The sequence below is a fragment of the Archangium gephyra genome (assembly GCF_042230915.1).
GTDB lineage: Bacteria > Myxococcota > Myxococcia > Myxococcales > Myxococcaceae > Archangium > Archangium gephyra_B.
The window spans coordinates 7,767,358-7,778,667 of record NZ_CP102578.1 but is presented as its reverse complement, the minus strand read 5'-3'; the positions used below and the strand labels follow the sequence as shown (position 1 = coordinate 7,778,667).

The 11,310-nt window shown below is 70.0% G+C and carries 8 protein-coding genes; 2 read left to right on the top strand and 6 right to left on the bottom strand.

The genetic code is table 11. The features are described 5' to 3' along the window. Positions 1-10: 10 nt before the first annotated feature. Positions 11-2,275 (top strand): type I polyketide synthase, encoded by a 2,265-nt coding sequence (locus tag NR798_RS30295; RefSeq protein ID WP_375765994.1) that lies wholly within the window; start codon positions 11-13, stop codon positions 2,273-2,275. Positions 2,276-2,296: 21 nt separating this feature from the next. Here the strand turns inward: NR798_RS30295 and NR798_RS30290 are convergent, their stop codons facing one another. The 4 genes from NR798_RS30290 to NR798_RS30275 all read right to left on the bottom strand — a co-directional run bounded on the left by NR798_RS30290 (position 2,297) and on the right by NR798_RS30275 (position 7,490). Then, positions 2,297-2,782, bottom strand: a complete 486-nt coding sequence (locus tag NR798_RS30290) for a response regulator (RefSeq protein ID WP_375765993.1) — start codon at positions 2,780-2,782, stop codon at positions 2,297-2,299. Next, positions 2,779-4,965 carry an ATP-binding protein gene (locus NR798_RS30285; RefSeq protein ID WP_375765992.1) on the bottom strand — a complete coding sequence of 729 codons (2,187 nt, stop codon included), beginning with the start codon at positions 4,963-4,965 and terminating at the stop codon, positions 2,779-2,781. The genes NR798_RS30290 and NR798_RS30285 overlap by 4 nt, the downstream gene beginning before the upstream one ends. Before the next feature lie 180 nt (positions 4,966-5,145). Further along, the gene (locus NR798_RS30280) at positions 5,146-5,658 is read right to left on the bottom strand and encodes a response regulator (protein ID WP_375765991.1); all 513 of its coding nucleotides are present in this window, start codon (positions 5,656-5,658) and stop codon (positions 5,146-5,148) included. Beyond that, positions 5,655-7,490, bottom strand: coding sequence for an ATP-binding protein (locus NR798_RS30275; RefSeq protein WP_375765990.1), 1,836 nt, complete (start codon positions 7,488-7,490; stop codon positions 5,655-5,657). Before NR798_RS30275 ends, NR798_RS30280 begins: the two co-directional genes overlap by 4 nt. A 40-nt stretch (positions 7,491-7,530) precedes the next feature. Between NR798_RS30275 and NR798_RS30270 the strand changes: the two genes are divergently transcribed. Beyond that, on the top strand, positions 7,531-7,746 hold the full coding sequence (locus NR798_RS30270) for a hypothetical protein (protein WP_375765989.1): 216 nt from the start codon (positions 7,531-7,533) through the stop codon (positions 7,744-7,746). Between the two features lie 341 nt (positions 7,747-8,087). Here NR798_RS30270 and NR798_RS30265 read toward each other — a convergent pair whose 3' ends face one another. Together NR798_RS30265 and NR798_RS30260 are read right to left on the bottom strand one after the other, a co-directional pair. Then, positions 8,088-10,289, bottom strand: coding sequence for an ATP-binding protein (locus NR798_RS30265; protein WP_375765988.1), 2,202 nt, complete (start codon positions 10,287-10,289; stop codon positions 8,088-8,090). Positions 10,290-10,478: 189 nt separating this feature from the next. Beyond that, a complete protein-coding gene (locus tag NR798_RS30260; protein ID WP_375765987.1) occupies positions 10,479-11,309 on the bottom strand; it encodes a hypothetical protein in 831 nt (276 codons plus the stop codon). Position 11,310: the final 1 nt, after the last annotated feature.

Here is an 11,310-nt window from a genome sequence, read left to right as displayed (position 1 = left end):
GGGGCCGTCCATGTCCGAGGAGATCAACTACCGCCAGTTGCTGCAGCAGCAGTTGGTGAAGATCCGCAAGCTGGAGGCCCGGCTGGAGCAGGCCGAGGCCGCGCGCCGTGAGCCGATCGCCATCGTCGGGATGGCGTGCCGGCTGCCGGGAGGCGTGGAGGGCCCGGAGGGCTTCTGGGACCTGCTGGTGAAGGGCGTGGACGCCACCAGCGAGCTGCCACCGGACCGCTGGGACGCCGACGCCCTGTACGATCCGGATCCCCAGGCGAAGGGGAAGATCCGATCGAAGCGCGGGGGCTTCCTGAAGGAGGTGGACCGGTTCGACGCGCGCTTCTTCGGCATTTCGCAGCGTGAAGCGGAGAGCATGGATCCGCAGCAGCGGCTGGTGCTGGAGGTGGCCTGGGAGGCGCTGGAGCGGGCCGGGCACGCGGTGGACCGGACCCGGAGGGAGCGGGTGGGCGTGTTCGTGGGGGTGATGAACAACGACTACGGGCAGCTCGCGCTGAACGAGGGGGGACTGGCGGCGATCGATCCCTACTTCATCGGCGCGCGGGCCAACTGCGCCATCTCCGGGCGGCTGTCGTACCTGTTCGGCTTCCAGGGACCGAGCCTGGTGGTGGACACGGCGTGCGCGTCGTCGCTGGTGGGGGTGCACCTGGCCTGCCAGAGCCTGCGCAATGGCGAGTGCACGATGGCGCTGGCGGCGGGGGTGAACCTGATTCTCTCGCCGGAGGCGAGCGTGTACCTCTCGTGCAGCGGGGCGCTGGCGCCGGATGGGCGGTGCAAGACCTTCGATGCCTCGGCGGACGGGTACAGCCGTGCCGAGGCCTGTGGCGTGCTGGTGCTGGAGCGGCTGTCGGATGCTCAGGCGAGGGGCGCCAACATCCTCGCGGTCATTCGGGGCTCGGCGGTGGGGCATGACGGCCCGAGCAGCTCGTTCACGGTGCCGAACGGCGTGGCGCAGCAGGCGGTCATCCGCCATGCGCTGGAGACCGCGGGAGTGAAGCCCGCCGAGGTGAGCTACCTGGAGGCGCACGGCACGGGGACGGCGATGGGAGACCCCATCGAGGCGGAGGCGATGTGGGCGGTGCTGAAGGAAGGGCGCCAGGGCGGGGAGTCGCTGTGGCTGGGCTCGGTGAAGACGAACCTGGGCTATCCGGAGGCGGCCTCGGGGGTGGTGGGGATGATGAAGGTGGTGCTGGCGATGCGGGCGAGACAATTGCCGGCGCACCTGCACCTGAAGAACCCCAACCCGCACATCGACTGGAAGTCCATGGGGGTGAAGGTGCCGGTGGAGCTGACGGCGTGGGAGCCGACGCAGGGCCGGCGCATCGCGGGCGTGACGTCCTACGGGCGCACGGGGACGCTGGCGCACGTGGTGCTGGAGGAGGCGCCCGCGAGGCCCGAGGTGAAGCGGGAGGTGGAGCGGCCGGAGCACGTGCTGGTGCTGTCGGCGCGCAACGCGGAGGCGCTGCGAGCGCAGGCGGGCCGTTACGCCCAGGTGCTGGCGGAGCTCGGCACGGAGCTGGGAGACGTGTGCTTCACGGCGGCGGCGGGACGCGCGCACTTCGAGCACCGGCTGGCGGTGGTGGGCGGAGACGCCTCGCAGGTGCGCGAGAGTCTCCTGGCGGCGGAGGCGGGACGCGAGCCGCGGGGCCTGGTGTCGGGAGGCCCGGTCACGGTGGCACCGAGGGTGGCGTTCGTTTTCGGTGGGGAAGGGGCGTGGCCCGCGAACATGGGCCGGGCGCTGTACGAGACGCAGCCTGTCTTCCGTGAGGCGCTGGAGCAGTGCGCGGCGGCCTTGAAGGGCACGCTGGAGAAGCCCCTGGCGCAGGTGCTGTACGGCGAGGACTCCGCGCTGTTGAAGGAGGATCCGTACGGCCGGGCCGCGGTGTTCGCGCTGGAGTGGGCGCTGGCGCGGCTGTGGCGGGCCTGGGGGGTGGTGCCCCGGTTGTCCGTGGGGCAGGGCGTGGGCGAGTACGTGGCGGCGGTGGACTCGGGAGTGCTGGGCCTGGAGGAGGGCCTGCGGCAGGCGGTGGGCAAGGTGCCGCTGGTGCGCAAGGCGGAGGGCACGCTGGAGGGCACCGAGACGCTCCCCCTGCACCCGGGCGAAGCGGAGTGGCCGCGGCTGTTGAAGACGCTGGGCGCGCTGTACGTGAAGGGGGTGGAGGTGGACTGGGCGGCCTTCGACGCGCCCTACAAGCGCAGCCGGGTGGCCCTGCCCACCTATCCCTTCCAGCGCCAGCGCTACTGGCTCACGCCACCTGGACGATGAGCGGTCCGTGGTGGCGCGGGCTCAGGTGAGGGTGAGCGCGAGCTGGCGCACCTCTTGGCCATTGAAGGGCTTGCGCAGCTCCTTCAGCAACTGGAGATCGCTGAACTCCTGGAGCAGCTCCGCCCACGAATAATCGGAGTAGGCCGAGCAGAGCACCACGCGCAGCTCGGGCGCCACCGAACGCATGCGCCGGAGGGTCTCGGCGCCGTTCCATCCCGGAGGCATCCGGTAGTCGAGGAACACCAACGCGTAGGGGCGGCCCGTCACGAGGGCGTCACGCACCTTGGCCACGCCTTCCTGCCCCTGGAAGGCCGAGTCCACCTCGAACTCTGGATCCACGGGAGCCGGGGCACGGGCGGGCGCCGGGCCGAAGAGGGCCTCTTCCAGCATGTCGAGGTCATCCTGGGCTCGGCGTTGCTCGGGATTGAGGATCCGCCGGAAGTCGGTGTGGATGGCCTCGGAATCATCGATGACGAGGACTCGCTTCTTGCTCGCGCACTGGCTCATGCAACCTCTTGGACGGGTAGATAGGGAAGTTCCAGCGTGAAGGTGGCGCCGCGTCCCGGCCCGTCGCTGTGCACGGTGAGCGAGCCTCCCAGCTCCTGGGCCGCGAGGGCGCTGGAGTGCAGGCCGAAGCCGTGCCCCTCCTCGCGGGTGGTGAAGCCGTACTGGAAGATGCGGGTGAGCATCTCCGGGGCGATGCCCATGCCGTTGTCATGAACTTGGATGCGCACCAGTTCGTGGGCGTTGCGCTCCAGCTTCACGGTGAGGAGCCGCTCGGCCACGGGCACCCCGTCCATGGCGTACTTGGCGTTGCTCACCAGGTTGATCAGGATCATCAACGTCTTGTGCTTGTCGGTGAGCAAGGAGGGCAGCTCCGCCAGGTGGCGCGCCACCTTCACCTGGTGGCGGGTGAGCCCGGCGGCGTTGATGCGCAGCGCGTCCTCCACCAGCCCCGCAAGGTGCACGGGCTCCTGCAGCCGGGGCGTGCGCGCGTAGTTCTGCTGCACCTTCACGATGTCGCCGATGTGCTCGGTGTAGCGGCCCACGTCGTCCAGGTAGGTGACGATCTCCTGGCGCTCGTTGAGCAGGTTGCGGCCGAGCTTGTCGAGGAAGGGCACGACGTTCTTCCCGCGCTCGTCCTGGGAGAGGAAGGTGCCGGCGTCGGACTGGTGCTCCTGGAGGAGGTTGGCCACACGGCTCACGTGCTCCAGGCGCATGCCGGCCATGCGCTCCTTGGCGAGCTGAGCCGAGGTGTAGACGCTGTTGAGCACGTTGCCCACGTTGTGCAGCACGTTGGTGGCGATCTCCGCCATGCCCGCGCGCCGGGCTGACTGCACCAGCTGGGCATGGACGTCCTTGAGCTCGCGGGTGCGCTCCTCGACGCGCTGCTCCAGGCCCTCGTTGGCCTCGCGCAGGGCCTGCTCACGGCGCTGCACCTCGTCGGCCATGAGCCGGAAGGAGCGGGCGAGCTGTCCCAGCTCGTCGTTGCGCGTGGTGTCCAGCCCCACGTGGAAGTCCCCCGAGGTGACGCGGCCGGTGGCCTCGGTGAAGGTCAGCAGCGGGCGGGTGATCTGCCGCCGGAGCACCCAGGCCATGATGGCCAGCTCCAGGAAGAGGGACATCAGGCCGAGCAGCAGCACGTAGCGGGCGGCCGCGAGGGCGGGCTTCGTCACCATGCGCTCGGGGAGCACCGTGACGAAGCTCCAGCCGGGGCCCTGGAGCCGGGCCATGGCGAGGTACTCGCCATACTCCGGCACCTCCAGCACGCTCTTGCCGGGGGGCAGGTTCTTCACCTGCTCCGAGATGCCGCGCAGGTGGGCCCGCCATGTGCCGCCGTGCCGCGGGTCCACGCTCGCCATGTCGGGATACGCGATGACTTCCCCGTCCTGGCGGAAGAGCATGTTGTACGCGCCGGGCAGGCGCTCATTGAGGGTGCGGGTCACGAGCTCCTCGAGGAGCACGTCATGGCTGATCGTCGCGACGTGGCGTCCGTCCACGTCCAGCGGCGTGGAGACCGTGGTCAGCGACTTGTGGCTGATCGGCTCCAGGTAGGCGCCCGTCCAGGCCGTCCTGCGCTCCGGGTTGCTCTCCGGGCGCGTGAGGGGGAAGAACTCCTGGGCGATGACGGATTCAGTGGGACTGGCGTCCTGGCAATAGGTGGGGCGCTCGGGCCAGTAGACGATGTTCGGCCCTTCCGGCAGCGTGATGAAGGTGTCCGTGAAGCGCGTGGAGAAGGCGGGTCCGTACCAGGTGAGCACGTCGTACGAGGCCAGGATCCTCCGGCGCACGTCCGCGTCCACGTTCACGCCGCGGGGGACGAAGACGCCCGGCATCCTCGTGCCATCGAAGCCCTCGGGGCGGTTGCGGACGGTGCCATCCGGCAGGTGCACGAACAGGCGGTCGAAGCGCGCGCTCACGTCCTCCGGGCTCAGCGACTGGAGGTGCGCCGCCAGGGCCTTCTTGAGGACGGTGTGGTTGTCCTCGGCCAGCACGAAGACGGCCTGCTCGCGTTGGCCGCGCTCGGTGACATGTTGCTCCAGCTGCGCGAGGGCCTCGGTGCGCAGCGTGTGGAACATGTGCAGGTAGCTCAGGAGCGTCGTCAGCGCGATGATGACCGCGATGCGCACGCCCATGTGGATGAGCGTGGAACGGGCCAGGGGAGCGCGAGGGCGGGCGGATGGCTGCATGGCGACCTGCCGGCCAGGGAACCGTGCGCATTCCGGTCATTCCGCCGGCATGTCTGAAGCACGTTCCATCAGAGGTCGGCTGTGACGCATGGGACAGCAGAGCCGTGACGGGAATTCCGCCTCGCCCCCCGAGGCGGAGGCTCGCCAGGGTGGCCCCTGGGTTCCAGGTGGGAGCCCCGCTCACCCCTTGGAAGCGGTCTCCTTCGGCGCGCTGAGGGAGAGCGCGAGCTGGCGCACTTCCTGGCCGTTGAAGGGCTTGCGCAGCTCGCGCAGCGTCTGGTGCTCGCCGAACTCCTGGAAGATCTCCGTCCACGAGTAGTCGGAGTAGGCCGAGCAGAGCACCACGTTCAGCGTGGGCGCGAACTCGCGCAGCCGCCGGAGCGTCTCGGCGCCGTTCCAGCCGGGAGGCATCCGGTAGTCGAGGAACACCAGGGTATAGGGACGGCCCGTCGCCAGGGCCTCGCGCACCTTGGCCACGCCTTCCTGCCCCTGGAAGGCCGAGTCCACTTCGAACTCCGGCTCGGCGGCGGTATTGGCGCGGGAGGGGGTCGGTCCGAAGAGGGCCTCCTCCAGCAGGTCGAGGTCATCCCGGCCGCGGCGCTGCTCGGGGTTGAGGATCCGCCGGAAGTCGGTGTGGATGGCCTCGGAATCATCGATGATGAGAATCCGTCTCTTGTCCGTGGGAAGGCTCATGCTGTCTCCGCCGGTAGATGGGGAAGTTCCAGGGTGAAGGTGGCGCCGCGTCCCGGCCCCTCGCTGTGCACGGTGAGGGAGCCGCCCATCTCCTGGGCCGCCAGGGCGCTGGAGTGCAGGCCGAAGCCGTGCCCCTCCTCGCGGGTGGTGAAGCCGTACTGGAAGATGCGGGTAAGCATCTCCGGGGCGATGCCCATGCCGTTGTCGTGCACCTGGATGCGGACCTGTCCGTGGGGGGCCTGTTCCATGGACACGGTGAGGAGCCGTTCGGCCACGGGCACCCCGTCCATGGCGTACTTGGCGTTGCTCACCAGGTTGACCAGGATCATCAGTGCCTTGTGCTTGTCGGTGAGCACCGGGGGCAGCTCCGCGAACTGACGCACCACCTTCACCTGGTGGCGGGTGAGCCCGGCGGCGTTGATGCGCAGCGCGTCCTCCAGCAGCCCCTGCAGGTGTACGGGTTCCTGCAGCCGGGGTGTGCGCGCGTAGTTCTGCTGCACCTTCACGATGTCGCCCACGTGCTCGGTGTAGCGGCCGACATCGTCCAGCAGCGTGGCAATCTCCTTGCGCTCCTCGAGCAGGTGCTGGCCCAGCTTGTCGAGGAAGGGCACGACGTTCTTGCCGCGCTCGTCCTGGGAGAGGAAGGTGCCGGCATCGGACTTGCGCTCCTGGAGGAGGTTGGCCACGCGGCCCACCTGTTCCAGGCGCATGGCGGCCATGCGCTCCTTGGCGAGCTGGGCCGAGGTGTAGACGCTGTTGAGCACGTTGCCCACGTTGTGCAGCACGTTGGTGGCGATCTCCGCCATGCCCGCGCGCCGCGCTGACTGCACCAGTTGCAGGTGCACGTTCTTGAGCTCGCGGGTGCGCTCCTCGACGCGCTGCTCCAGGCCCTCGTTGGCCTCGCGCAGGGCGTGCTCGCGGCGTTGCACCTCGTCGGCCATGAGCCGGAAGGAGCGGGCGAGCTGTCCCAGCTCGTCGTTGCGCGCGGTGTCCAGCTCCACGTGGAAGTCCCCGGAGGCGACGCGGCCGGTGGCCTGGGTGAAGGCCAGCAGGGGGCGGGTGATGTGCCGCCGGAGCACCCAGGCCATGATGACCAGCTCCAGGAAGAGCGACACGAGGCCGAGCAGCAGCACGTAGCGGGCGGCCGCGAGGGCGGGCTTCGCCACCATGCTCTCGGGGAGCACCGTGACCACGTTCCACCCGGGGCCCTGGAGGCGGGCGCTGGCGAGGTACTCGCCATGCTCCGGCAGCTCCACCACGGCCTGCCCGGGCGGCAGGTTCTTCACGCGCTCGAAGATGTCACGCAGGTGGCCCTGCTGCTCCGCGGAGCCAAACGGCGCGGGGGCCCCCCCGGGCTGTGCCTGCTTGGAGCCGTCCAGGATGTTGTAGACGCCGGTGGCGTCTTTCGCCGTCAGCCCGGGATGGGCGATGAGCTGCCCGTCGTCGCGGAAGAGCACGTTGCTGGCCCCGGGCAGGTGGTTGTCGCGGGTGCGGGCCACCAGCGCCTCGAGGAGCACGTCGTGGCTGAGCGTCGCGACGTGGCGTCCGTCCACGTCCAGCGGCGTGGAGACCGAGACCAGGGCGCTGTTGGCTACCGGATCCACGAAGACTCCGGTCCAGGCCGTCTCGCGCCCCGGGTTGTTCTCCGGGCGGCTGATGGGGAAGAAGTCGAACTCGACCATCGAGAAGTCGGGCTCGGCCTCCTGGCACCAGGTGGGGCGCTCGGGCCAGTAGATGATGAGGGCCCCTTCGGGCAGCGTGACGTAGGTGTTCGTGAAGCGCGTGGAGAAGGCGGGCCCGAGCCAGGTGAGCACGTCGTAAGAAGCCAGCACCCGGCGGCGCAGGTCCGCGTCGACGTTCGCGCTCCGGGGGATGAAGACGCCGGGCAGCTTCGTGCCGTCGAAGCCCTCGGGACGGTTGCGGACGGAGCCGTCGGGCAGCCGCGCGAACAGGGTGTCGAAGCGGGCGCTCACGTCCTCGGGGCTCAGGGCCTGGAGGCGCTCCGCCAGGGCCTTGCGCAGCACGGCGTGGTTGTCCTCGGCCAGCACGAAGACGGCCTGCTCGCGCTGGCTGTACTCCACCACGTAGCGCTCCAGCCGGACGAGCGCCTCGGTGCGCAGGGTCTCGAGGATGTGCAGGTAGCTGAAGAGGGTGCTCAGGGTGATGACCACCGCGATGCGCACCCCCATCTTGAGGAGCGTCGAGCGGGCCAGCGGTGCCCGAGGGCGCGCGGGCGGCCGCGGGAGGTTCCCGGGGGGGCGGACCTCATCCGGGGTGGCTTCGGGGGGGTTCGGGGATGGCAGAGCCGCGCTCAAGGGGGAGGGCGCCGGAAATCCAGGGAGTGTCTTGTTTCCGACAGGTGACAGGAGTGTAAAATTTTTGCCCCCTCCTTGCACCACAAACCTCGCCCCTCCCGGCGAGGCCGCCCCTCACGCTGCCTGTTGGGCCGCGAGGTAGGGGAGCTCCAGGGTGAAGGTGGCGCCGTGTCCCGGCCCCTCGCTGTGCACGGTGAGGGAGCCGCCCATCTCCTGGGCCGCCAGGGCGCTGGAGTGCAGGCCGAAGCCATGGCCCTCCTCGCGGGTGGTGAAGCCGTACTGGAAGATGCGGGTGAGCATCTCCGGGGCGATGCCCATGCCGTTGTCGTGCACCTGGATGCGGACCTGCTCGCCAGCGGTGCGCTCCAGCTTCACGGTGAGGAGCCGCTCGGTCACGGGCACCCCGTCCATGGCGTACTTGGCGTTGCTCACCAGGTTGACCAGGATCATCAGTGCCTTGTGCTTGTCGGTGAGCACGGCGGGCAGCTCCGCGAACTGGCGCACCACCTTCACCTGGTGGCGGGTGAGCCCGGCGGCGTTGATGCGCAGCGCGTCCTCCACCAGCCCCTCCAGGTGCACGGCCTCCTGCAGACGGGGTGTGCGGGCGTAGTTCTGCTGCACCTTCACGATGTCGCCCACGTGCTCGGTGTAGCGGCCGACATCGTCCAGCAGCGTGGCAATCTCCTTGCGCTCCTCGAGCAGGTTGCGGCCGAGCTTGTCGAGGAAGGGCACGACGTTCTTGCCGCGCTCGTCCTGGGAGAGGAAGGTGCCGGCGCTGTCCTGGTGCTCCTGGAGGAGGCTGGCCACACGGCTCACGTGCTCCAGGCGCATGTTCGTCATCCGCTCCTTGGCGAGCTGGGCGGAGGTGTAGACGCTGTTGAGCACGTTGCCCACGTTGTGCAGCACGTTGGTGGCGATCTCCGCCATGCCCGCGCGCCGCGCTGACTGCACCAGTTGCAGGTGCACGTTCTTGAGCTCGCGGGTGCGCTCCTCCACACGCTGCTCCAGGCCCTCGTTGGCCTCGCGCAGGGCGTGCTCGCGGCGTTGCACCTCGTCGGCCATGTGCCGGAAGGAGCGGGCGAGCTGCCCCAGCTCGTCGTTGCGCGTGGTGTCCAGCTCCACGTGGAAGTCCCCGGCGGCGATGCGGTCGGTGGCCTGGGTGAAGGCCAGCAGTGGCTGGGTGATCTGGTGTTTGAGCACCCAGGCCATGATGGCCAGCTCCAGGACGAGCGACACCAGGCCGAGCAGCAGCACGTAGCGGGCGGCCGCGAGGGCGGGCTTCGCCACCACGCTCTCGGGGAGCACCGTGACGAAGCTCCAGCCGGGGCCCTGGAGCCGGGCCACGGCGAGGTACTCGCCATGCCCCGGCAGCTCCACCACGGCCTGCCCGTGCGGACGGTTCTTCACCCGCTCGACGATGCTCCGCAGGTGGTCCTCCTCGACCACGGAGCCGGGCTGCGCGACGCCCTCCTTCATCGCCATGCCGGGATGGACGATGAGCGTGCCGTCCTCGCGGATGATGACGTTGTAGGCGCCGGGCAGGCGCTCATTGAGGGTGCGGGCCTGCAACTCCTCCAGGAGCACGTCCTGGCTGATCGACGCGACATGCCGGCCCTCGAGGTCCAGGGGCGTGGTGGACGAGGTCATCGAGCTCCCGCTGACCTCATCCGTATAGACCTCGGACCAGAGCGTCCGCCGCTCCGGGTTGTTCTCGCGCAGGCTGGTGGAGAAGAACGGCTGTTGGGGGACCATGAAGTCGGGCGCGGCGTCATGGACCCAGGTGGAGTGCTCGGGCCAGTAGATGATGATCGGCCCCTCGGGCAGCGTGACGAAGGTGTCCGTGAAGCGGACGTGGAAGGCGGGCCCGTACCAGGTGAGCACGTCATACGAGGCCAGCAGCCGGCGGCGCATGTCCAGGTCCACGTTGACGCCGCGGGGGACGAAGACCCCCACGTCCTTCGTGCCATCGAAGCCCTCGGGCCGGCTGCGGACCGTGCCGTCGGGCAGCTGCGCGAACAGGCGGTCGAAGCGCGCGTTCACGTCCTCCGGGCTCAGGGTCCGGATGCGCTCCTCCAGGGCCTTGCGCAGCACGGCGTGGTTGTCCTCGGCCAGCACGAAGATGGCCTGCTCACGCTGGCTGCGCTCCGCGACATGCTGCTCCAGCTGCGCGAGCGCCTCGGTGCGCAGCGTGTGGTGCATGTGGAGGTAGCTGAAGAAGGTCGTCAGGGCGATGACGACCGCGATGCGCGCGCCCATCTTGATGAGCGTCGACCGGGCGAGGGGAGCACGAGGGCGGGCGGCGGGGATCGGCGGCATGGTGCAGTTGGCCGCACTGACACGGGGCCCGTCACGGGAATTCCGCCTGGAGCGGGCGGGGGCGCTGCCCGCCTGGAGGTGTGCCGGGACTGGCGTGGTCATGTCCTGGACGTGTCCAGGCTGCGCGGGCTCCGCGAAGCAAGGAGGCCGGGCGTGCCCTCGGTGGGGCGCCCGGCCTCCGGCGAAGCACTACATCCGGTAGGTGAGCTTCAGCCCGCCAATGGCGAGGGCGCGCTCGGCACCCAGCAGGGGCAGGCTCGCGCCCAGCTCCGCGCCGAAGTGCTCGCCCGCGCGGAAGCGCAGCCCGATGGCCGGCGCCACGTAGTCGAGCACGGCCCGGTGGCCGAAGTGCACGTTGGCATCCAGCACGGCGGCGAAGCCGCTGCACAGCGCGTACTCGGTGCCCACGTTCATCAGGAAGCCGGCGCGGGGCAGCGCGGCCGCGGCCCCCAGGCCCATGTCCGCGTCCACGCCCGCGTAGCCGTGCACCTCGAAGCGGTTCGTGGGCCGGTACAGCATGGCGGCGCCCACCTCGGCGCCGAGCGTGCGCGTCCTCGGGCTGGCGAAGGACGTGGGCAGCTGCAGCCGCACGCTGGGGGAGAGCACGAAGGGCCCGCGCGTCAGCGCCATATAGGTGCCGCCGACGGTGAGCTGTCCCAGGTGCAGGGTGGTGCCGGTGAGGGTGGCGTTCTGGACGAACTGGAAGCGCGGGGCCTCCAGCGTGGCGAACACCTCCAGGTCCGGGCGCACGGCGTAGCTGCCGGACAGGAGGCCGGCCCCAGTGACGGCGCCGTAGAAGTTCGCCGTCTCGATGATGGCGCCTCCCTGGACGCCGAAGCCCACCTCGGTGCGGGGGCAGGCGCGGCGGCCGGTGGCGACATCGGCGGACTGGAAGCCGAAGGTGATGGGGCCCTCGGCGAGCGCGGGGGCAATCCACTGCTCACACCCTCCCTCCGCGCGAGCGGTGGCGGGCAGCAGCAGCAGGACGGCGAGTGCGGAGAGCAGTCGGGACAGGTTCACG

What these genes read in the sequence shown, in the direction of transcription:
- NR798_RS30295 (WP_375765994.1), top strand. Translation starts at nt 11, where the DNA reads ATGTCCGAGGAGATCAACTACCGCCAGTTGCTGCAGCAGCAGTTGGTG.
- NR798_RS30290 (WP_375765993.1), bottom strand. Translation starts at nt 2,782, where the DNA reads ATGAGCCAGTGCGCGAGCAAGAAGCGAGTCCTCGTCATCGATGATTCC.
- NR798_RS30285 (WP_375765992.1), bottom strand. Translation starts at nt 4,965, where the DNA reads ATGCAGCCATCCGCCCGCCCTCGCGCTCCCCTGGCCCGTTCCACGCTC.
- NR798_RS30280 (WP_375765991.1), bottom strand. Translation starts at nt 5,658, where the DNA reads ATGAGCCTTCCCACGGACAAGAGACGGATTCTCATCATCGATGATTCC.
- NR798_RS30270 (WP_375765989.1), top strand. Translation starts at nt 7,531, where the DNA reads ATGAAGACGCCGGGCAGCTTCGTGCCGTCGAAGCCCTCGGGACGGTTG.
- NR798_RS30265 (WP_375765988.1), bottom strand. Translation starts at nt 10,289, where the DNA reads ATGCCGCCGATCCCCGCCGCCCGCCCTCGTGCTCCCCTCGCCCGGTCG.